At 62.0% G+C, this 20,866-nt stretch carries 17 protein-coding genes; 5 read left to right on the top strand and 12 right to left on the bottom strand.

Annotated features, from left to right (window positions below):
* Positions 1-4 precede the first annotated feature (4 nt).
* From MKS85_RS19745 to MKS85_RS19765, 5 genes are all read left to right on the top strand, one after another.
* Positions 5-1,762 carry a bifunctional alpha/beta hydrolase/class I SAM-dependent methyltransferase gene (locus tag MKS85_RS19745; RefSeq protein WP_188251937.1) on the top strand — a complete coding sequence of 586 codons (1,758 nt, stop codon included), beginning with the start codon at positions 5-7 and terminating at the stop codon, positions 1,760-1,762.
* A complete protein-coding gene (locus tag MKS85_RS19750; RefSeq protein ID WP_188251936.1) occupies positions 1,762-3,105 on the top strand; it encodes a phosphatase PAP2/dual specificity phosphatase family protein in 1,344 nt (447 codons plus the stop codon). The genes MKS85_RS19745 and MKS85_RS19750 overlap by 1 nt, the downstream gene beginning before the upstream one ends.
* Positions 3,095-3,550, top strand: a complete 456-nt coding sequence (locus MKS85_RS19755; protein WP_188251935.1) for a hypothetical protein — start codon at positions 3,095-3,097, stop codon at positions 3,548-3,550. The genes MKS85_RS19750 and MKS85_RS19755 overlap by 11 nt, the downstream gene beginning before the upstream one ends.
* 175 nt (positions 3,551-3,725) lie before the next feature.
* Positions 3,726-4,346 (top strand): 1-acyl-sn-glycerol-3-phosphate acyltransferase, encoded by a 621-nt coding sequence (locus MKS85_RS19760; RefSeq protein ID WP_076383473.1) that lies wholly within the window; start codon positions 3,726-3,728, stop codon positions 4,344-4,346.
* 1 nt (position 4,347) lies between these two features.
* Positions 4,348-5,280 (top strand): phosphatidate cytidylyltransferase, encoded by a 933-nt coding sequence (locus tag MKS85_RS19765; RefSeq protein ID WP_047229452.1) that lies wholly within the window; start codon positions 4,348-4,350, stop codon positions 5,278-5,280.
* Between the two features lie 246 nt (positions 5,281-5,526).
* On the opposite strand, the gene MKS85_RS19770 is transcribed toward MKS85_RS19765, so the two are convergent.
* From MKS85_RS19770 to MKS85_RS19825, 12 genes are all read right to left on the bottom strand, one after another.
* Complete coding sequence (locus MKS85_RS19770) at positions 5,527-6,684, bottom strand: glutathionylspermidine synthase family protein (protein ID WP_188251934.1); 1,158 nt, start codon at positions 6,682-6,684, stop codon at positions 5,527-5,529.
* Positions 6,685-6,696: 12 nt separating this feature from the next.
* On the bottom strand, positions 6,697-7,416 hold the full coding sequence (locus tag MKS85_RS19775) for a DUF1190 domain-containing protein (protein WP_076383471.1): 720 nt from the start codon (positions 7,414-7,416) through the stop codon (positions 6,697-6,699).
* An 18-nt stretch (positions 7,417-7,434) separates the two neighbouring features.
* Entirely contained in the window at positions 7,435-7,863 is a 429-nt protein-coding gene (locus tag MKS85_RS19780; protein ID WP_047229449.1) for a DUF350 domain-containing protein, read from the bottom strand.
* A 15-nt stretch (positions 7,864-7,878) separates the two neighbouring features.
* Positions 7,879-8,553, bottom strand: a complete 675-nt coding sequence (locus tag MKS85_RS19785; RefSeq protein ID WP_047229448.1) for a DUF2491 family protein — start codon at positions 8,551-8,553, stop codon at positions 7,879-7,881.
* The gene (locus MKS85_RS19790; protein WP_188251933.1) at positions 8,540-9,577 is read right to left on the bottom strand and encodes an ion channel; all 1,038 of its coding nucleotides are present in this window, start codon (positions 9,575-9,577) and stop codon (positions 8,540-8,542) included. Before MKS85_RS19790 ends, MKS85_RS19785 begins: the two co-directional genes overlap by 14 nt.
* A 266-nt stretch (positions 9,578-9,843) precedes the next feature.
* Positions 9,844-10,542 (bottom strand): PspA/IM30 family protein, encoded by a 699-nt coding sequence (locus MKS85_RS19795; protein ID WP_188251932.1) that lies wholly within the window; start codon positions 10,540-10,542, stop codon positions 9,844-9,846.
* Positions 10,543-10,566: 24 nt separating this feature from the next.
* Positions 10,567-11,148, bottom strand: coding sequence for a YjfI family protein (locus tag MKS85_RS19800; RefSeq protein ID WP_188251969.1), 582 nt, complete (start codon positions 11,146-11,148; stop codon positions 10,567-10,569).
* Between the two features lie 331 nt (positions 11,149-11,479).
* A complete protein-coding gene (locus MKS85_RS19805) occupies positions 11,480-12,295 on the bottom strand; it encodes a YfaP family protein (protein WP_188251931.1) in 816 nt (271 codons plus the stop codon).
* Between the two features lie 3 nt (positions 12,296-12,298).
* Positions 12,299-13,981 (bottom strand): DUF2300 domain-containing protein, encoded by a 1,683-nt coding sequence (locus MKS85_RS19810; protein ID WP_223194510.1) that lies wholly within the window; start codon positions 13,979-13,981, stop codon positions 12,299-12,301.
* Positions 13,920-18,488, bottom strand: coding sequence for an alpha-2-macroglobulin (locus MKS85_RS19815; RefSeq protein WP_188251968.1), 4,569 nt, complete (start codon positions 18,486-18,488; stop codon positions 13,920-13,922). Before MKS85_RS19815 ends, MKS85_RS19810 begins: the two co-directional genes overlap by 62 nt.
* Complete coding sequence (locus MKS85_RS19820) at positions 18,485-19,144, bottom strand: DUF1175 domain-containing protein (RefSeq protein ID WP_047229730.1); 660 nt, start codon at positions 19,142-19,144, stop codon at positions 18,485-18,487. The genes MKS85_RS19815 and MKS85_RS19820 overlap by 4 nt, the downstream gene beginning before the upstream one ends.
* Positions 19,129-20,838: a DUF2138 domain-containing protein gene (locus MKS85_RS19825; RefSeq protein WP_188251929.1), complete on the bottom strand. Its 1,710-nt coding sequence runs from the start codon at positions 20,836-20,838 to the stop codon at positions 19,129-19,131. The genes MKS85_RS19820 and MKS85_RS19825 overlap by 16 nt, the downstream gene beginning before the upstream one ends.
* Positions 20,839-20,866: the final 28 nt, after the last annotated feature.

The raw sequence follows: 20,866 nt of genomic DNA on the forward strand, positions 1-20,866 counted from the left end.
TGCAATGCGCGAAGCCCAGGAACTGACGTTTACCACCTTTGACGGCGTGGATTTATTTTACCGGCATTGGCCGGCCGTCGATGCGCCGCCGGGTGAGCCTCGTCAGGCGGTGTTGTTGTTTCATCGGGGTCATGAACACTCCGGGCGCATTGCGCATCTGGTGGATGAGCTGGATTTGCCCGGGTTCGACTTCTTTGCCTGGGATGCACGCGGCCATGGCCAGTCGCCGGGCGCGCGCGGCGACAGTCCGAGTTTTGCCACCAGTGCGCGGGATGTGCAGACGTTTTGCGATCACATCGGCGCAACGCATCAGATCGACGAGCAGAACATCGCCGTGGTGGCGCAGAGTGTCGGGGCGGTGATTGCGTCGACCTGGGTTCACGATTACGCGCCGCGCATTCGTTCGCTGGTGCTGGCGTCGCCGGCGTTCAAGGTCAAGCTTTACGTGCCTTTCGCTCGTCCGGGCCTGGCGCTGATGCGCCGGTTTCGCGGCAACTTTTTCGTCAACAGTTACGTCAAGGCGAAATTCCTCAGCCATGACCCGGAGCGGGTGGCGTCCTACGACAGCGATCCGCTGATCACCAAGGCGATTTCGGTGAATGTGCTGCTGGGTCTCTACGAAGCCGCCGACCGCGTGGTGGCCGATGCCCAGGCGATTCAGGTGCCAACGCAGTTGTTGATCTCAGGTTCCGACTTTGTGGTGCAGCGCAAACCCCAGGAGCAGTTCTTCGAGCGGCTGGGCAGTGTGCACAAGGAGAAACACATTCTGCCGGGGTTCTTCCACGACACCCTCGGCGAGAAGAACCGTGCGCCGGCCATTGCCAGTGCCCGCCGGTTCATTCTGCAAAATTTTGCCCGCCCGCTGGACCGCCCTTCCCTGCTGGACGCCGATCGCCTGGGTGCGACCTGCGCCGAGTCCGAAGCCTTGGCGACGCCGCTGCCGCACAATTCGTTGCGCGACCTGTACTGGCGCATGACCCGCGCCAGCATGCGCTTTGGCAGCAAGTTGTCGGCTGGGGTGAAGTTGGGTTTCGACACCGGCTTCGATTCCGGCAGCACGCTGGATTACGTCTACCGCAATCGCCCCACCGGCACCTCGGCCGTGGGACGGATGATTGACCAGAATTACCTGAACTCCATCGGCTGGCGCGGGATTCGTCAGCGCAAGTTGCACGTCGAGGAGCTGCTGCGTTTGGCCATGGGCAGTTTGCGCGAGCAGGACCGCGAAGTGCGCATTGTCGACATCGCCGCGGGTCATGGCCGTTACATTCTCGAAGCGCTGCAAGGTGTCAGTCCGTTGCCGGAGTCGATCCTGCTGCGCGACTACAGCGACATCAACGTGCGGGACGGCAGTGCGCTGATTCTTGAGAAGGGCTTGGGCGATATCGCTCAGTTCGTCAAAGGTGATGCCTTTGATCGCTCGGATCTGGCGGCGCTGGAGCCCAAACCGACGCTCGCGGTGGTGTCCGGTTTGTATGAGTTGTTTGCCGATAATCAGATGGTCGGTGACTCCCTCGCCGGCCTGGCCGAAGCGGTGGAGCCTGGCGGGTTCCTGGTCTACACCGGGCAGCCGTGGCACCCGCAACTGGAACTGATCGCCCGCGCCCTCACCAGCCACCGCGCCGGGCAGGCCTGGGTAATGCGCCGGCGCACGCAGGCGGAGATGGATCAACTGGTGGAGGCGGCGGGTTTCCGCAAGATCACTTTGCGGGTCGATGAGTGGGGCATCTTCAGCGTTTCGTTGGCTCAGCGAGTGCAGTGATGAGCGCCGTCATCGCCCCGGCCCGCGAGCCCGGCCTATTGAAACCGGCGGTGCTGTGGTTACTGTTGTTGGCGCCGTTGTTTTTCAGCACCTATGGCTTCGCCACTTGGGTGACGTCTCAGCGGGACGACGTGGGCAGCCTGGTGTTTGGTTGGGAAAGCTACATGCCGTTCATGGCCTGGACCATCGTGCCCTATTGGTCGATTGATCTGCTGTACGGCCTGTCGTTGCTGTTGCCCAACAGCCGCGAAGAACTCAAACGCCACGCCTTGCGTCTGCTCACGGCCCAGGCGATTGCGGTCAGTTGTTTTTTGCTCTGGCCGTTGCGCTTCACCTTCGCCCGGCCGGAAATGGATGGGGTGTTCGGTTGGCTGTTCGACGTGCTGGCCGGGTTCGACAAGCCGTTCAATCAGGCACCGTCGCTGCACATCGCGTTGTTGGTGGTGCTGTGGGTGTGTTATCAGCGGCACCTGCAAGGGCTCTGGCGTTGGCTGATGCACGGTTGGTTCGCACTGATTGGCGTGTCGGTGCTGACCACGTATCAACATCACTTTATTGACCTGCCCACAGGTGCGTTGGCCGGGTGGTTGTGTGTCTGGTTGTGGCCGCTGGATCGGCCCAGCCCGTTGAAAAATGCGCGCGTGACCGCGGACCCGGCTCGTCTGCGATTGGCTTTGCGCTATGGTTTAGGGGCTGCGGCGTTTTTTGTTCCGGCGTTTGCCTTGGGTGGCGCGTGGCTCTGGTTGATCTGGCCCGCGGTGGCGGTGCTGGGGGTGGCGCTGAATTACCTGGTGTTCGGTGCCGATGGCTTTCAGAAGCGCGCGGATGGCCGATTGAGCCCGGCGGTGCGCTGGCTGTTGGCGCCTTATCTGGCGGCGGCGTGGATCAACTCCCGATGGTGGACGCGCAAGCATCCGCAGGCCGATCAGGTGGCCGATAACGTCTGGCTGGGGCGCATTCCCACGCCGATGGAATTGAAGGACAGTGCGTTTACCGGCGTGCTCGACCTTTGCGCCGAAATGTCCATGGACAGCACCGGCATCGCCTATCGCACGTTGCCAGTGCTTGACCTGACCGCGCCCAGTGCCGAGCAGTGCCTGGAGGCTGCGCGGATGATCGAGAACCTGCGTCAGCATGGGCCGCTGCTGGTTTGCTGCGCCTTGGGTTATTCACGCAGCGCCAGCGCCGTGGCAGCGTGGTTGTTGCACACTGGCCGGGCCGCCAGCGTCGATGCGGCCATCGTCCAAATCCAGCGGGCCCGCCCGCAGGTTGTTTTGCATCCGGCGCACCGTCGGGCGTTGGAACGGTTATCCACAAACACGAGGAATGACCATGATCAGTGATATGGAACTCCACACGGTGGCGAGCCTGTTGCGCCGAGGTCACTCGCTGGATCAGCTTTCCACGGGGCTGACCCTGTTAGCGGCGCTGCTGGGGCTGGCTCAACTTTTGGTCGGTAGCGTCAATCCGTGGCTACTGCTCTTTAGCGTCGTGATATTCCTGCTTGGCGTGCTGCAAAAGTACTGGGCGCAGCGCGTGGCGTTTGATGCCGACCTGTTCCAGCGCATGGCGGACAGCACCCAATCGCTGGCCGAACGGACCTACACATTGGATCAAGCCCTCACCGCGCTGGGCCTGCAACCGGTCGAACGCAGCGGTCGGCTCTGGACCGAGCGCCGGCATGGCGCGTTGTTACTGCTGCGCCGCCAGTCGTTGTTGCTGGCCACGCAAGTTGTCTTGACGCTGGGCGTGATCCTCGCAAGTCCCTGGCTAACTTCAGGTATCTAGATAGCTTTTGTGGCGAGGGAGCTTGCTCCCGCTGGGCTGCGAAGCAGCCCCAAAACCAAGCACTGCGGTGTATCAGAATGATTGTGTTCAGCCTCTTGGGGGTTGCTGCGCAGCCCAGCGGGAGCAAGCTCCCTCGCCACAGTTACGCTTATGTTTCTCAGGACAAGGAATCCTCATGTTCGAACCCGTGGTCGCCAGCCTCATCACCTCCGCCGCCCGCATGGTCACGGGCGCTCGCAGCCTGTGGCTCGGTTGCGCGCCGCAACCGGTGCAGCGGATCTACTTCGCCAATCACAGCAGCCACGGCGACTTCGTGCTGCTGTGGGCCTCGTTGCCGCCGGCGCTGCGCAAGCTTACCCGGCCAGTGGCGGGCGCCGATTATTGGCAGACCAGCCCGCTGCGGCGCTACATCATCAACCGGGTGTTCAACGGCGTGCTGGTGGACCGCGAGCGCAAGGACCCTTCGTACAACCCTTTGCAGCCGATGCTCGACGCCCTGGAAAACGGCGACTCGCTGATCATCTTCCCCGAGGGCACGCGCAACCCGGAGGACGGCCTGTTGCCGTTCAAGAGCGGGATCTATCACTTGATGAAAAGCCATCCCGAGGTCGAGGTGATTCCAGTGTGGATCGCCAACCTCAACCGCGTCATGCCCAAGGGTCGGGTGCTGCCACTGCCGCTGTTGTGCACCACCAGTTTCGGCGCGCCGCTGTGCATCGAAGAAGATGAAAGCAAAGAGCAATTTCTTGAACGCAGCCGGGCCGCGCTACTGGCACTGGCCCCGGAGCACGTCTGACATGGATAGACATACCCTGATGCTGTTTAGCGGGATCGGCGCGATTCTGCTGCTGGCCTCCGTGATTGGTTTCATTCTCAAACTGCGGACAAAAGGCGCGCCGAATTCGGTCATCGATAACCTCAACGCGCGGATCAACGCCTGGTGGGTAATGGTGCTGGTGATCGGCACCGCGTTCTGGCTGGGCAACGCCGCGGTCATCCTGTTGTTCTACGCCGTGTCGTTTTACGCCCTGCGGGAATTCCTGACCCTGACACCGACCCGGCGCAGCGACTACCCGGCCTTGGTGGCGGCGTTCTACCTGGCACTGCCGCTGCAATACCTGCTGATTTATTTTGATTGGTACGGGCTGTTTTCGATCTTTATCCCGGTGTACGTGTTCCTGCTGCTGCCGATCCTGGCGTCCCTGGGCGGCGACAGCACGCACTTTCTGGAGCGCGCTTCCAAGGTCCAGTGGGGGCTGATGATCGCGGTGTTCTGCATCTCCTTTGTGCCGGCGCTGCTGACGTTGGACATCGCCGGTTTCGAAGGGCGCAACCTGTTGCTGATCGCTTACCTGGTGATCGTGGTGCAGTTGTCGGATGTGCTGCAGTACGTGTGCGGCAAGTTGTTCGGCAAACACAAGATCGCCCCGAACCTGTCACCGTCGAAAACCGTCGAGGGCTTTGTTGGCGGCATTCTGCTGGCTTCGCTGATCGGTGGCGCGCTGTGGTGGATCACGCCGTTCAATCCGTGGCAGTCGTTCCTCATCGCCTTGCTGATCAACTTGCTGGGGTTTGCCGGTGGGATTGTCATGTCGGCCATCAAGCGTGACCGTGGCGTCAAGGATTGGGGGCACATGATCGAAGGCCACGGCGGCATGCTGGATCGGCTGGATTCGGTGTGCTTCGCCGCGCCGATCTTCTTTCATTTGGTGCGGTACTGGTGGACCTGAAAAAATCTGTGGTGAACACCTGACCTGTGGGAGCGAGCCTGCTCGCGATAGCGGAAAGTCAGTCGACATTGATGTTGGCTGATCCACCGCCATCGCGAGCAAGCTCGCTCCCACATGGGTTCAGCGCCTAGCCCACTGACACACCGCCCTTGTGGCGAGGGAGCTTGCTCCCGCTGGGCTGCGAAGCAGCCCCAAAAACAAGCACCGCAGACTGTCAGGCTGATTGAATTGGCTGCTCGGGAGCAATCAGTCGAGAATCAAATGCGGCAGGAACCGGCTCGAATCCTTGGTGATCAAGCTGTTGTCTTCCCGCACGCCGATGCCGGCGGCCTGGTCGCCAATGACCCAGGAGCCGATCAATGTGTAGCTGTCGCCAAACTTCGGCAGCGGGGCGAATTCCTGGAGGATGAAGGGGGCGTCGGTGTAGGGGCCGTCTTCTTTGACGATCAGGCCATCAGCGGTTTGCAGCTCGATGTTGGCGCCTTCCCGGGAAAAGAACGGTTTGCGTACCCAGCCCTTGGGTACGGCTTTGCTCGAGTCGCTGTCGAGATGGGCTGCCAACAGGTTCGGGTGACCTTTGTTGAATTCCCACAGCAACGGCAGGATGCCTTTGTTGGAGATGATCGATTTCCAGGCCGGCTCGAAAAACTGCGTGTCACTCTGGGCAATCGCCGCACCAAAAGGCTCGTGGAAGATGAACTCCCAGGCATGCAGCTTGAACAGGTGAGGGATCCAGCGATCTTCCAGATCGACGAAACGGCCTTCGCCTGTAAGGCCGATGTCCTCGATATCGATGTGCCGCGATTCGATGCCGACTTTTTCCGCGATCAGCCGTAAATAGTCGGTGGTGCCCTTGTCTTCGATCGAGTATTTCATCGACGCAAAGTAAAAAGGCTGCTTGAGTTGCAGTTGGGCAAAGACCTGATGCAGCTTGGTGTCGATGCTGTTGAACTGGTCGGCATGCCCAGGCAACAGTCCGCGCTCGATGCATTGCTCCAACCAGCCCCACTGAAACGCCGACGCCTCATACAGGCTGGTCGGCGTGTCGTAGTTCAGTTCCAGCAGCTTGGCGGGGCCGCTGCCGTTGTAGGAGAAGTCCATGCGCCCATACAGGTGCGGATGCCCTTCAAGCCATGAGGTGCGAACCATGTCGAAGAACGGCGCGGGAATGCTCAGGCGCTCCAGCAGCTCCTCGCTCTGAACCACTCGGGCCACCAGGTCCATGCACATCTCATGGATCTCGGTGGTCGGGTCCTCCAGATCGTCTTCGATCTGCTTGAGCGTGAACTGGTAGTACGCGCTCTCGTCCCAATAGGGTTCGTCGTCGATGGTGTGGAACAGAAAGCCGAGACTCTCGGCGGTCTGTTTCCAGTCATGACGTTCGGCGCAATGGACTTTCTTCATGACGCGCGTTCCTTAACTGCTCGATCGCCCGGAGCTGCTCGAGCCGCCCCAACCGCTGCGGGCGCTGGCTTTGCTGCCGAAACCGCCACGGGAGGTGGAGGAAGCAACAGAGATCGGCTTGCTGGCGGAGCGGACCGTGTCGGTGTAGTTGCCATACCTCGCCTGATTGGACTTGGTAAAGGTCGAACCTTTGGAAATCCGCTGGGCGAGTGTTGAGGACGCGTAGTTGCCGCGATCATCGCGATAGCGGTAGACCGGTTGGGAGTAATAGCTGTTGCGGTTGCTGCTCAGCATGTTGCCGATCAGCAACCCGGTCAGCAGGCTGGTGCCGGAGAACCCTGAGCCTTGCGCATTGGCTTCGGAGGCCGGCAGTTGTGCCTTGGCCGCGTCCACCTGGGCTTGGGTAACCTGGCCATCGGCGGTCAGTTCGAAACCACCCAGCCTGGGGATAAACTGGCCGGTGGAATCCTGTTGGCACCAATCGGCAACAAAGTCGGCATCGCAATCGGCCTGGTTGCTGTACGTCGGTGCGATGCGGCGATGCTCGGCCATGGCGGTCATGTAGGCGTCGGAGCACACGTCTACCGGGAGTTTTTCATCGGCACATTGCTGCACGGACTGGAAGTTGTACTTCTTCTGTACCGGGTAGGTTTTTTCCGTCGGGCCGCAGCCTGATATCGCCATGGCGACCGACGCGGCCAGCGAGAGCTGAACGTACTTGCTTCGTTTCATGGGATCTCCGTGGCGCAATCAGTTCTGGGAAGGCGTCATGCACGCGGCGTTCAACATGCCGACGCTGATGGCCACTGCCGCGATATAAATACCCGCGGCGAGTTCACCCTTTTTAATGCGTTCAGAGGCGCCCTTGAGCACCAGGCTGGTCACCAGGAACGCCAGCAGTTGCACGAACGCTGCGATCACGGCCCAGACGACGAAGTCCAGAATGCTGACGGAATAGGCAATCACATTGCTGGCCGGGATGGCGAAACCGATGATGGCGCCGCCCAGCGCGATGGCGGCGGCCACGTTGCCCGAACGGATCAGTTCGAATTCCTTGTGCGGCGTGATCCGGGTGTAGATGAACTGGTACAGCGCGAACAGCACGGCCGCACCGAGGATGTACAACACAAACCCGAGCACGGCGGCTTTGTTCAGGGAAATCGAGAGCGCTTCAAGCATGGACTTCTTCCTTTTTTAAAAAGTGTTCAGGTCAGTGGTGTACAGCGAAATGCCCAGCGACGTGCTCAAGCTGATGGTGCCTTCGGCATCTTCTTCGACGGAAAACAGCAGGAATTCCCGGCGATCGGTCAGGCCGGTTTCGCGGGCATACAGCATTGAGCGGTGCTCGACGCTGTAGGACTCATCCGGATTGCTCACGCGCTCGCTCAACGCCACCAGTTCAGTCTGGCCTTCCTCGGTGCCCCATTCGCGGCTGTACTCGACACCGTCGTGGTTGTAGGTCGGCAGGCCGATCAGGCTTTCGGGCCCGGCCAGGCGTCGCAACTCCGCTTCGCTGTTGAGGGTGACGTAACTGAGGTAATTGAACAGGATCACCGACTCGACCTGCCCGGCGACATCGCCGCTGGTGTGCACTTGCAGCCAGTAGTCCTCGTCGTTCATGTAACAGCGCGTCAGCCAGTTCGATTGCCCGAGGTCGACGATGCCGGTGCTCCAGATCTGCTGGGCATCCGGGATGACCACGCCGGTGTTGCCGTCGAGCAACAACTTCAACGTGCTATCGAACCTGAGTTCTTTGCCAGATGCCAGGCCCAGCGGCCCGACGGAGGCCGGGATTGGGTTGGCGACCCATTTGGAGTCCTTGCCCGAGTTCGGCGCCTCCATGCCCATCAACCGTTTAAACCAGCCCATTGGAGATTTCCTTGAGACGCGCGGAGGCGATATAGAAGAGGTCGCCGCCGCCCCCGACCCGCGTGTCGCAGGGCGGGTTGATCGACGGGTGCCGGGCGCCTTTGGCGCGGTAGCCGATGAGAATGGCGTTGTGGTGCTCTTTCATCTGCACATACAGATCGCCGAACGCGGCATCAAACGCTTCGGGCAGCTTCATCAGGTACTGAGTGGCGCCCTCGCCCACGCAAAGCAATTCATTGATGACCACTGACGAACCCGGATCCTGTGAAGCACGCACCAACATCTCGATGGCCATGCTGGAGGTGCACTCCAGGCTGGGCGCGTAGGCGCTGGCGAGGGCGGCCACTTCACTGTCATTGAAATGGGCGACCACATGCCCGACCGGGTTCAGTTGATTGACCGCCAGCACGGTGGACAGGGTCAGATCGTCTGAGTGGGTGCGCACCAGGACGCGTTCGGCACCCGGCACACCGGCACGCTGCAAAAGAGCGACAGAGGACAGGCTTTCACCTTTGATAAAAGTCGTCTTGCCGGGCATGGGGTTTTCTTCAAGCACGCAATCGCAGATGACAATCAGGTTGTCGTTGGACGTCTCGTCCTGCAGGAGCAACTCGATGACCCGTTCGCTGGAGGCGCCCTCCCAGCCGATGAGAACGGTGTGGCCGGTCTTGCCGGTGAAATCGCCTTTGCCCTTCATGCCTTTTCTCCATACATCAATGACGCTGCTGGTGGTTTTGCCGATGACCGTCGTCAACAGGGCAATGCCCCCGAGCATGATCCAGGTGGCCACGAAAATTCGCCCGGCGGATGTCTGTGGCAACAGATCGCCATAGCCGACGGTGAGCGTGGTGGTGAGATAGAAGTAGATAAACGTGGCGGCAGCGATGAGGTGCTGTTCGCCCAGAAGCACCAGGCCGATCCAGGCGATGGACAGGTGTACGCCCAACGCAATGGCCAGGCCCGCCCAGCCGAACCGATGGAAGAAGGACGAGGCGTAGGTTCGCAGCAAAAGGAAAATCGACATTTCGTCCCTGACTCCGTGGGTTCATTCCTGGCGACGTCATCGCACGGGCAGCGGAGTGCTCAAGTGCGGTCACGGGGCAGCATTAAACCTGCTGCGGGGATTGGATAGAAGTACCTGCCCTACAATTAAATCTATGGAGTGCCGGGCACCATTGTGGCGAGGGAGCTTGCTCCCGCTGGACTGCGCAGCAGTCCCATTCTTTGGGGCCGCTTCGCGCCCCAGCGGGAGCAAGCTCCCTCGCCACGGGTTCGGTGTGCGCGAACCGATTACTCCGCCGATTTTTTCTTCAGGCGTTCCAGAATCGCATTGGCGCTGCCTTCGTTCGGCGTGATGCCGGCATCGCGCAGTTTGCGCTCCAGGTCGTTGCCGGTCGAAGCCTCGGCCAGTTCGTCCTGGGCTTGCAGTTCAGCGGCACGTTGCTGTTGCTTGGCCTGCAGGCGGTTGAGCGTACCGACGGCGGTTTCCAGCTTGCCATTGGCGCCGCCGCTGGCAATCGAAGCACTGACCTGGGCTTTCTGCACGCTCTCACGGGCCTTGGCCATGTCCACTTGCTGACGCAGGCTTTTGATCCGGCTTTCGGCCTTGGTGATGTCTTTGCGCATGTTGTCCGCATAACCACCGAATTCGGTCGCGTGCTTCTGCTCGGCGTCCAGTTCGTTGGTCAGGGTCGAAATGGCTTCGGCCACTTCCAGCGCCAGGTCTTCGCGGTTGGCCTGGATCGCGGCCAGGGCCTTGGCTTCCAGGTCCTTGATCTTGGCGTTGTACTCGCCGACGCGATCAGTCGCCAGCTTGTGCTTGGCCATGATGGTGACCAGTTCACGCTTGGCGTTGGCCAGCGCGCTGTCGGCATCGCGGATTTCCTGGTCAAGGATGCGCAGGGCCTGTTGGTCGACGATCGACTCGCCGACTTCGTTGGCACCGCCACGCAGCGCGGTGAACAATTTGCTCCAGATGGACTGAGTCATTGGATGGTTCCTGTTCCCGAAAAATTAGATGAAAAAACGTTCGAAGGCTTCGCTGGCGCGCTGAACGTTGTCGACGAGGGTTTTAACCTCGGTCACGACGTTGGTCAGGCTGGAGTCGGAACTCAGTGCGCCAAACATGTTGTAGACAATCTGCCCGTTGGGCATGGACTCGATACCGATCGAGGACAGCGGGAACATTTCCCGGCTGCGCAGCACGGCATCGTTGAAGGCCGCGACGTCGTTGATCGATTCGACATCCACCAGAACGGTGTCGACGATGATCTGATCCCCCACCACGGCGATGTAAATAGGCAAGCCACCGAAGTCATTCATTTCCAGCTTGATGCTGGACTCGGAACCTTGAACGAGAGAAAGGGTGATGTCGTTCGCGACCACTTCGTCGAGGGCCTGAAGGGCACTGAAGAGGCGATCAATGTTCCAGTTGTTACCTGCGCTCATGTAATTCTCCGACATGAATGAGCCAGCCAGAATCGGTTGGCGTAGCTGTTTCTCCATCTGCTTGAGCAGGCTCCGGTTTTCGGGAAGCACCCAAGCCTCGTGTTTCACATACCCGGCGGCACTCAAGCCCGCGCGCATCTGCTTCATGTAAAAGCTGGATGGTTTTTTCACGGACGGCTTCGAGCGCTCTCCCTTGCGGCTCGCTGAATCGGTAGCAGACCCCGCAGGATCTGTTGGAGAGCGGCTGTTCATGGTGCTGACCTCACTGCGAAAAAACTCACGCGTGAGAAACACTACAGGGAATACCCAGGACCCTCAATAGCTCACGCGTGAGATTTTTAATTGTCACAAACCACGGACGCCCCTGTGGGAGCGACCCTGCTCGCGATAGCGACAGCACGTTCAGCATCAGGGTGTCTGACATACCGCTATCGCGAGCAGGCTCGCTCCCACACTCACAAACGACTCTGGCGCGGCCTTAGGGGTAACTGAAGCTCTTGACCAACATCAACTCCCCCGCCGTGCGCATCGGTACCACGAAGGTTTCCATCTTCTCGCTTGGCGTGCCCTCTTCGGTGATGACGGTGATCTGCGCCGTGGTCAGGGCTTGTGCCGCTTGTTGCTCGCCGTCCTCGTCACTGCGATAACCGCCGCCGTAGTAGTTCACGTAGACCAGGTACTGGCCTTTGATCGGCGCGGGCATGGCGATGATTTCCGGGCCGTAGCCGGTGGTGACATCGACGTCGAGCGCGGCGCCGTTGGGGACGACGCGGTCGCCGTACCAGATGTGGGCGCCGTCCGGGGTGACGAGGTGCAGGTCCAGGTCGGTGCCGTCGCTGTCCCAGGTCAACAAGACCCGCAGCTTGGCCGGGGTGGCGCCGCCGCTGGTGTTGAGAAATTGCGTACGGTGGCGTTGCTGGCCGTCGGGGCTGCGCACTTCGATGCTGTTGCTGCCATTGGGGAACGAGAACGGCCGGTCGAAGCGCCCTTGCGGGTCGAGTTTCAGCGGCAGGGTCACGCCATTGATGATGAGTTTGCCCGGCTCGTTTCTGTCCTTGGGCGTGCCTTTGATCTGGCCGCTGATGCGGGCGGTGCTGGCCTGGCCCTGAGGTGTGTTGACCGAAGAAGCCGGGTAGTTGACGGTCTGGCTGAAGCTCTCGCCTTCACCGCCCGGCGCACCGCTGCGCCAGCCGCCGACCGGGGTGTCGAGTTTGATGCCCTCGCCCGCAATGGCTGGCGGCAACACGGCCAAAGCGCAGAGCAACAGCAAGGCCTGTGGATAACGGAGTGTCATGGTCTATTCCAGCAAGAGGTGACGGGCGAGCCCTTCGATGTAGGTTTCGTCCTGGCCGTTGGGGTGGGCTTCAAAGGCCAGGTGCAAGTATTCGTGGGTCAGGTCGAGGCGGTCTTGCAACGACAGCACACCGCGCACGTAGATCCGCCGGCGTTCGCGGTCGACATAGGGCCGGCCGAAGGCGACACGGCAGACGGCAAACGCGCTGATTTCGTTGTAACCCACTTCATCTGCCAGACGGGGGCGCCAGCCGCGTCGCTGTTTCAACAGCCAGTCCTGAGCGGCGGGCAGCGCTTCACAGGACGCCACCGGATTGTCCCAGCGGCTGAGGCTGGCGCGCGGGTAGGCATGCAGCAGGATGGCGTCGTAGCGCTGGCCGGCGCTGGCCTGCTCCACGGCTTGCGCCCAGGACAGTTTGTCCGGGGCGGATTGGTCAGAGTGGTAGGTCACGTCGGTGCCCGCCAGCACCAGATCGCTGGTCCAGGCGGCGATGGCGCGGGTTTGCGGCGTCGCCGGACGTGGGGCGACGCGCTGGCGATGACTGCTGTCATCGATGCTCAGGCAATCGCCGTTACGCTGGGCGTTTTGCAGCAGGTAGCTGCGGATCGCCACGGCCAGGGCCTTGGCGGCTTCGGCGGGTTCAGCCTTGGCTTCGCGCTGCAGGACCCGGGCGACGTACTCTTCCCGATCCAGTCGCGCCACCAGCTTGCCGGGCAGCAGGAACAGCTCGCCGTCGCTGTGGATATCCAGTTGGTTGCCATTGGCGAATTCGACACGGTAATCGCCGCGCAACGGGCCTGGGGTGGCCGGCCCGTCACTCGCCATCACCCGCAGCAAGGGATACCGGGCGAACAGGTCAACTTCCACACATCGCCCCGTTTCCGCCGGCCAACGGGACGGCAGCGCCGCAGCCAATCCATCACCGTATGCCTTCAATATCTGCTCGCTGGTGCCACGCCCACCAGCCCACACCGGCGTGCCGTCGGCCAGCCAACCAGCGAAACCACCCTGACGCGATGAAGGATCCTGTTCACCCAGCCAACTCCAGGTCTTGACCCGCAGACGACTGCCCAACTGGCCGACGAGACGCCCATCCGCCGCGTTGAGCACCACGTCCAGCAGTACCCGACGGGCCTGATCCTGAGCCGGCAGCATCGCCAGTGCCTTGAGCAGTTCAGCCACGCGTACCTGTTTTTGCGGTTGCAGGCTCGGCAGGTCCAGCAGCCACGACGGCGCTTGGCGGGCCTGCCAGTAATCGCGCCAGTTCGAAGCCGAAAGCCCAAGCCGCTGCGGTTCGAAATACAGGCCGCAGGATTTCACCAACGCCTGATCGCGACCGATGCTCTGCCCGGCGCTACAGCAATAGACTTCCTCTTTGGACTCACCGCGACATTCATATGCCGGTTCGCGAGCGCCGGTGTCCACCAGCCATGCGTAGACAAATAGCTTCCACACACTGCCCAGCGGCGCCTGCAAGGCCTCGGGCAAGGGCTGTCGGTCCAGCACCTGGGTCTGGCTCACCCGCAGCAACTGACCGTCGAAAGCCAGGCGCAACGGTTCCTCCTGCGCTGTGGCCAGCGCAGGGATCAAGCACAACAACCACCCAAGCCGCTGCCAGCGCACGTCAGTTGACCGTGACCTGACCGAGCGCCGGTTTCTGTTCCCGAGCCTGATGCTGCGGCGCATAGACCTGCGTGAAACGCACCGGCGGCAAGCTGAACTGGCCCTTCTGGGAGAAGCGCACCAGATGCCGCAGGCGCAGCTCGCCACTCAGGGCGTCCAGCGGCACCGCGTAACCCATCTGACCCGGCTCGAAGCGTGCCTTCTCCAGGGAAGTCGGCTCGCTGCCGGCCTTGCCCAGCAACTGGATGCCCCAGGTGGTGCGCTCCACATCGGCACCCGGCGGCAGCGGCACTTCGAGCATGCCGTAGCGCAGCGGCGTAGGCGCCTTGCTGTTGATGATCACTTCATCCAGATAAAGGCTGTCACTGGACAGCGGCTTGCTGCCCACGGCTTCGAGCTTGAAGGTGAAGGCCTCGTCGCCCGGCACCAGACGGGACAAGCGCCGGGTAATGGTCACCGCCATCGGCGTCACGGGCGCTTGCTGGCTCTGGTAGCTCAGTGCCGCTTGCAGCGGGCGCTCCTCGGCACCGCTTAAGGTCAGCAGGGTCGGTAGCTGCGCGCCCTGCCATTGCCAGTAGGTTTCACCGGTGGCGCCTTGCCGGGTCTTCCAGCCTTCGCCCGGGGTCAGGGCCACGGCGGGCGCGGCCTGTTCGATGCTGCGTTGCAGCCAGGTCAAGGCCAGGGCCCGTTCAAGGGTCGATTGCTGCGGCAGCAGACGTTCGAGCAATGCCTTGGCCCGCGCCTGATCGAAGCTTTGCAGTGACAGGCTCAAGGCCTCGACGAACGGCTGGGAGCTGACGTCCAGTTGCTGTTGTGCGGCGTCGAGTTGCCGGCTGAAGGCCTCCGGCAGCGGCACCTTCACCTGCCTGGCGAGGGACGCCGTCAGCAGGCGGGCGCTGGCCAGGCCCAGGGCCGAATCCGGCGCGCTCATGACTAGGCTGTCTTCGCCACTGTCCATCACGCTCGAATCGCCGCCCTCGCCGGCTTTCGCCAGGTCGTCCATCAAGCCGCTGAGCAAGGTGTTCACCGGCAGTTGCATCTGTTTGGCGAACGACAGGATCAGCGCACGCTGCAGCAACGGCGTATCGCCGGCCTGTTTGGCGTAGACCTCCAGCACCCGCTGCCAGTGCTCCGGCGGCAGGCTCAGATCCAGGGCCTGGCTGGCGTGCCAGTCGGCGTAATAAGCGTAGGCCGTGAGGAACGCATCCGGTTCGCCAGCCTGGCCCCACCAGGTGAAGCTCGCCGCAGGCCCGGCCATTTGCACCAGGCGCAGGCGACTGTTTTGCATGATCAGCCGCAAGCGATCGCGAATCTGCGGGTTCGCCGCCAGCGTCGGGTAGGCGATGCTCAGCGGCAGCAGACGACTGGCGGTTTGCTCGACGCCGCCGTAGGGGTAGCTCAACAAGTCATCCAGGGCCGAACGGAACAGCGCTTGCGGGCTGTCGTCCAGGCGCAGGCGGATATCGCTGGCATCAAGCGGCAGGCTCAGCGGTGTGTCACCGCTCGCCACGTCAAGGCGCTGGCTCTGGGTGACTTGCCAACCGTTGCCAATGGCATTGAGTTGCACGGCCAGGGTGTCCTGGGTTTCGCCATTGACCTGCAACTGCACGTTCAAGTCGCCGTTGCTCAACTCCAGAGACGGTAGCGCCACATAGTTGATGCCGTGCTTCAGGTCCGCCACCACGCGCTGTTCAGTACCGGCGTAACGGATCAGCAGTTCGGCCTTCAACGGCTGTTCGGACTGGCTGAAAGCGAACAGGCCCATTTGCGGTTTGTCACCACTGCGGAACCGGGTCGGGCCGCTCCACTTCAAGTACAGCGGTTTCTCTGAACCGATGAATTGCTTTTTCTGCCCCACCTGACCGTCGTCGGCGATGGCCCGGGCCGTGATGCGCCAGCGAGTCAGGGAGTCCGGCATCTTGAAGGTGAAACGGGCCTTGCCGTTGGCGTCGGTGACCAGCTCCGGTTGCCACGCGGCAGTGTCGACATCTTCACGACGAGGCCGCTCCAGCACTTTGACCCCGCGCTCGCTGCGGTTGGCCTTGCCCGGCGCGCCGGGGCTGCCCGGCAGGGCGACGTCGTAGCTGATGAACGACAGGCTGGCGCTGGTGCGCACGTTGTTGCGGCGCGGATGGTAGAAAAACTGATCGATGGTGGGCGCCACTTCCGGTTGCAGGGCGTAGATCATTTCATCCACGACACTGACCGTCAGGTGCGCCGGGATCGCCTTGCCGACGAACTGGGTGCTCAGGTCCACGGTCACCGTGTCGCCAGGCCGATAAGTGGCTTTGTCGGTAACGATGGCGACGTCGATCTGCGGCGCGACCACCTTGATACCGGCGTTCTGGAAGCTGTATTGGCCACCCTTGGTGTACAGCACCGAGAAGGTCAGGTTCGGCGCAAAAGCGTCTTTCACCGGGATGCGCGCGCGGTATTGAGTGTCGCTGAGCTTTTCCATTTTCAGCCAGCCGCCGCCCTTGGACAGCAGCGCCGTAGCCTCGACCTTGTCCCGCTCCAGTGACAGCAGCGCATCGCTGACCGGCTCCGGGAAGGTGATCAGCGCCAGGGCTTCGTCACCGGCCTGGTATTGGGCTTTGTCGAGGACAATCTCGACCGTGCCCGGCACGGCCTTGATACCTTCGCCGGTCACCGAATGGCCGGTGGCGCCAATGACCCGACCGTGGCCATCCTTGAGGGTCAGGTTGTAGGTGCCCGGACGCTCGAAGGTCAGGCTGAAGCCCTTGTCCTTGGCCGCCAGTTTGCCTTCGCCGGTGGTCTGGTCTTCCAGCCGCACCCAGGCGTAGCTGCCCGGCGTCACGGCGTTGCTTTGCGCGTTGCCGCCCTCGTTGGCGTAGCTGAACGAGACATTCTCGCCGGCGGCGCTGAAACGCTGGGGCGCGCTCAGGCGAAAGTTCGCCGCGCCACGGTCGATGAGAATTTCCTTGGTGGTCTTGACCCGATACGCCGCGCCATCGCTGGCAAACACAGTGAGCGTATAGCGACTCGGCTTGTCGGCGGCCGGCAGTTCGAGGGTGGCGCTGCCCTTGGCATCGGTGGTCACTTCGCTGCTGGTCAGCTCCACCGGAAATTGCCCCAGGTATTGCAGCTCGTTATCCACCATCGACAGTTGCTGGGCCCGCAGGCTCAGGCTCACCTTGGCATTGGCCACCGGTTTGCCGTCCGGGTACAGCAGTACGAGAGCGCCCTTGACCGGCTCGCCGGTGCGGTAATCCTGCTTGGCGAGGTTCAGCGCGATCTCGAAGTGCGGCTTGATGTATTCGGCCACGCGAAAGGCACTGCTGTAGAGCTGGTCCTTGTAGCCAAAGCGCAACTCATAACCACCGGCCACGGCGTTTTCCGGCAGCTGGAAACGGCCTTGGGTGCCGGCCTTGGAGTCCAGCTTCAGGGCCAGGGTCTGCAGCTCGGTGCCGGTGGCATCCAGCACGCTGACATTGACGTCGGCGGCCGTCGGCTGTACCGAGTCCCGGGCATTCTTGAATTCACGGCCGACGATTTTCAGCGACACCCAATCCCCCGGCCGATACAGCGGCCGGTCGGTGAAGGCGAACAGCTTGGTGTCGTAGATTTCGCTGTCGTAGTAGAAGTTTTCCGAGACGAATACCCCGCCCTCCTCGTCCTCGCCGATGACAAACGAACGCTCCGGGCTGACGTGCTTGAGGCGCAGCAAGCCGTCTTCATCGGTGGCGCCGCTGCTCATCACGCCCAGGCCGTCGGTCCACAGCACGTTGACCTTGGGCACCGAACGACCTTCGTGTTTACGCGCGGCCCAGACCAGCAGCTCGTCCCCGGCGATCTTGCTCACCGCTACGGTGTTGGAGACAAACACCATGGTGGTGGCCCGGTATTTACCGATCAGTGCTTCGACCAGATACAGCCCCGGTTTCAACTGGCCCAGCGGCACGTAGACGTTGCCTGGCGCGACGCTGATGAATTCACTCGACGAACCCGCCAGGTTGACCCCCGCTGGCGGCTGGATCGGCTTGGCCTGCCAGAGCGGATAACGGAACTGGCTGACCACCGGCAAACCCGGAATCAGGGCGAACTGTGGTTGCGCGTCGTACGGCGTCGGCGCGGCGATGGCGCTGCCCATTTTCAGTTCCGGCACTTGCTCGGTGACTTGCTGACGCGACTCGTAGGAAAACGCCCGCTGCATCACCCGACGGGATTTGCGGTACCAGTTGTCCCACAGGTACGCCAGGGTGTTCGACAGCCCTTCGCCCTTGAACTGGCCGTCGCTGACCACCCGGTGCAGGTTCTTCTGGCGCTTGAGGAAATCCAGCGGTTTTTCGATGCGATAAACGCGGATATCGGCACCGCCGTACGGCTCCATGCGGAATTTCCGATAGTCGCGCCCCGGCGCTTCGAGGCGGACCATGGCTTGCTCGTCACTGGCAAAACTGCTGTCGGCCAGCAGGAAGAAGCTTTCACCGGCCAACGGTGTGTAGCCGCTGGGCTGCACAGTGTCTTCGGCATGAACGATCGGCGCCAGCAACAGGGCCAGCAGCAGGGGCAATTTTGAACACAAGCGCAGCATGTGGGCACCGGTCATTGGGAGAGAAAGTTGAGTCGATAGACGCCGATGAAGTTGGGGTTGGCTGCGTCGGGTATCCATCGGGTGTCCTTCCAGTTCATGAGTTGTTGCAGGCTTGCCGAGCGCATGCCGTTGTCGGTTGGGGTGGTGGTGCCGGTGTGATAGGCGATGTTGCGGCCCATCCAGATCATCAGGTGCTGGTCATCGCCCTGATCGAAGAACATCAGATCGCCCGGACGGGCCTGGGTGACGTCCCGGCTCACCAGATGGCTGTTGAACTGGATCAGCTTGATGGCGTTGACGTAGGGTCCGACCTTGCCGCCGCCCTGTTGCCACTGCTGCGCCAGACGTCGCTGGGCATCGCTCAGTTCAAGCTCTGGCGGCAGGTAGCGATTGGACAGGCCATTGCTGCGCAACCACTTCTGGTCGTGGACCTTCAGCGCTTCATTGGCCGCAAAGCGCACCAGCCCGGCGCAGTCCTGTTGGTACCAGCGCGGGCTCGGGCCTTTGGTCAGTTGTTCCTGGGCAATACGCACGAACCAGGCACGAAAGACCTTCGATTGCTGCACATCCAGCGCGGGTGTCTGAGCGGCAAACGCCTGCCCGCCCAGCAGCAGCGCCAGCATCAACACCCATCCGGGGCGGCGGATCAACCCGGTCACAGCGCTTTCCATTCCAGTGGCAACCACTGCCAGTGGCCGTCCGGTTCGCTGCCTTCAGGCAACGTCAGGGCGTATTTGCCGTAGCCGCCAAGGGTGCGCAGCTTCGGAATCAGGTAGGTTTGCGCGGCGTTGTAGAACACCGGTTCCATGTCCTGGGGCAGGCTGTCGAGGGTTTCGCGTTGCATCAGTTGCGCCATGGCATCCGGGCCGAAGTAGACCGGCATCAGCAGGTCCTTGGGCACCACGTCGGCCATGGGCGGGAAACGTTTGTCGAGGGTGCCGAGGGCCTTGTCCACCAGTTTGTCGTCGAGGGAAAACAACAGGGTCGAACCGTGCCGCGCCAGGCTGACTTGCATGAACGCCTTACCGGTGATCGACTCGGGCTGCGCGGCGTCCTTGGCCGGGTAAGGGCCGAAGTTGGAGCTGACCTGGCGTTGCCAGCGGTGCATCGGGCCTTCCTGTGTCTCAACAACGGGAAACACATGTTCGGCCACGTTGTTTTCGTAGGCGCCCACCATCGAACCGAACAGGTTGCCCAGGTCGGCATCGAGCTTGCCGCCGTCATCGTTCAGGTTCGCCACCAGCAGTGGTGTGTAAAGCCGCGAATCGGCGTACCAGCACAGCCCCGCCGCGCCGGCCATGTGCTCGATCATGGCCTGGGCCGCGTTGTCGTCGGCACCGAGTTTCACCAGCAATGGCTTCTGTTGTTCGGCGGCCAGGGGCAAAGCGACACAGGCGCTGGCGCCCATGGGCATGGCTTGCCAGATTGGCTTGAAGTCGAAGTCTGGCTGGTCTTCCAGCTCGTCCATGGCCAGGAAGCTATGCCAGCCCTTGTCGTCCATGTCGAAACGCAACCCGGCGAAGTTCGGGATGAAGCGCTGGTAGCCCATGGCGAGCACGCTGGCATTGACCGAGATGCGTTGCTTGACCTCAGGCGCCTTGGGCAGCAGGCCAAAGGCTTCGGGGAAGAGTTTTTCACCGGCCAGCAGCGCTTCGAGGGCCTGGGTCGAGACCATGCCGGGTTCGTCGGTGGGGCCACTTCCCAGGTCGTAGAGCCTGGTCGGATTGGACAACACCACCAGCTTGTCGCCATGGGAAGCGAACACCAGGGCTTTGCTGGCGTTATAGGTGAGTTGATAGACCGGCACCACGTCGCCGGCCACGTTCATCTCACCGAGCTGGCTGAGTTGCGAATCATCCAGCGCCACTTTTGCCAGCGGCTCCAGCACCTTGGCCAGGCCACCACGATCCATCACCAGCAGAAAATCCTTGAGCCGCCCGTCGGCGCCGCGCCATAGCGCTACATCGGCCGGCTGGTCGAAAAGCTGCTCGATCAGGCTGTCCTGCAGTTTGAGATCATGCTCGTAGATTATCCGCCGCAGGCTGCCGATCAGCCCGAGGCGGTCGGCATGGGTTTCGTAATAGAAGACGAAATCCTCGGTGAGCGTGGCCTTGAGGAACGGCACCGCCAGCAAGTCCTTGGGCAACTGGCTCAGGGAGTGGGCCTCGAGCAGGCCGTCGGGGCGGCTCAGGCCGAGTTTTTCCAACGCCAGTTCCATGGGCGGTGCCTTGGGCTTGGTCATGAACCAACCCAGTCCGGCGGCGACACCGGCCACCAGGCACAGCCCGATCAGCAGCGCTGGCCAGCGGCGCACAGGTTTGGTGGCGGGGGCCGGCGCGGTCGGGGAAGCAGTGTTGTCGCTCATATTCACAAGGGCCTGTTCATCCGTGGAG

Source organism: Pseudomonas sp. JL2 (assembly GCF_031570495.1).
Lineage (GTDB): Bacteria > Pseudomonadota > Gammaproteobacteria > Pseudomonadales > Pseudomonadaceae > Aquipseudomonas > Aquipseudomonas rhizophila.

Excerpts from the sequence above, each read along its gene's own strand:
- MKS85_RS19745 (WP_188251937.1), top strand. The coding sequence starts at position 5 with ATGCGCGAAGCCCAGGAACTGACGTTTACCACCTTTGACGGCGTGGAT.
- MKS85_RS19750 (WP_188251936.1), top strand. The coding sequence starts at position 1,762 with ATGAGCGCCGTCATCGCCCCGGCCCGCGAGCCCGGCCTATTGAAACCG.
- MKS85_RS19755 (WP_188251935.1), top strand. The coding sequence starts at position 3,095 with ATGATCAGTGATATGGAACTCCACACGGTGGCGAGCCTGTTGCGCCGA.
- MKS85_RS19760 (WP_076383473.1), top strand. The coding sequence starts at position 3,726 with ATGTTCGAACCCGTGGTCGCCAGCCTCATCACCTCCGCCGCCCGCATG.
- MKS85_RS19765 (WP_047229452.1), top strand. The coding sequence starts at position 4,348 with ATGGATAGACATACCCTGATGCTGTTTAGCGGGATCGGCGCGATTCTG.
- MKS85_RS19770 (WP_188251934.1), bottom strand. The coding sequence starts at position 6,684 with ATGAAGAAAGTCCATTGCGCCGAACGTCATGACTGGAAACAGACCGCC.
- MKS85_RS19775 (WP_076383471.1), bottom strand. The coding sequence starts at position 7,416 with ATGAAACGAAGCAAGTACGTTCAGCTCTCGCTGGCCGCGTCGGTCGCC.
- MKS85_RS19780 (WP_047229449.1), bottom strand. The coding sequence starts at position 7,863 with ATGCTTGAAGCGCTCTCGATTTCCCTGAACAAAGCCGCCGTGCTCGGG.
- MKS85_RS19785 (WP_047229448.1), bottom strand. The coding sequence starts at position 8,553 with ATGGGCTGGTTTAAACGGTTGATGGGCATGGAGGCGCCGAACTCGGGC.
- MKS85_RS19790 (WP_188251933.1), bottom strand. The coding sequence starts at position 9,577 with ATGTCGATTTTCCTTTTGCTGCGAACCTACGCCTCGTCCTTCTTCCAT.
- MKS85_RS19795 (WP_188251932.1), bottom strand. The coding sequence starts at position 10,542 with ATGACTCAGTCCATCTGGAGCAAATTGTTCACCGCGCTGCGTGGCGGT.
- MKS85_RS19800 (WP_188251969.1), bottom strand. The coding sequence starts at position 11,148 with ATGAAGCAGATGCGCGCGGGCTTGAGTGCCGCCGGGTATGTGAAACAC.
- MKS85_RS19805 (WP_188251931.1), bottom strand. The coding sequence starts at position 12,295 with ATGACACTCCGTTATCCACAGGCCTTGCTGTTGCTCTGCGCTTTGGCC.
- MKS85_RS19810 (WP_223194510.1), bottom strand. The coding sequence starts at position 13,981 with ATGCGCCGCAGCATCAGGCTCGGGAACAGAAACCGGCGCTCGGTCAGG.
- MKS85_RS19815 (WP_188251968.1), bottom strand. The coding sequence starts at position 18,488 with ATGACCGGTGCCCACATGCTGCGCTTGTGTTCAAAATTGCCCCTGCTG.
- MKS85_RS19820 (WP_047229730.1), bottom strand. The coding sequence starts at position 19,144 with ATGGAAAGCGCTGTGACCGGGTTGATCCGCCGCCCCGGATGGGTGTTG.
- MKS85_RS19825 (WP_188251929.1), bottom strand. The coding sequence starts at position 20,838 with ATGAGCGACAACACTGCTTCCCCGACCGCGCCGGCCCCCGCCACCAAA.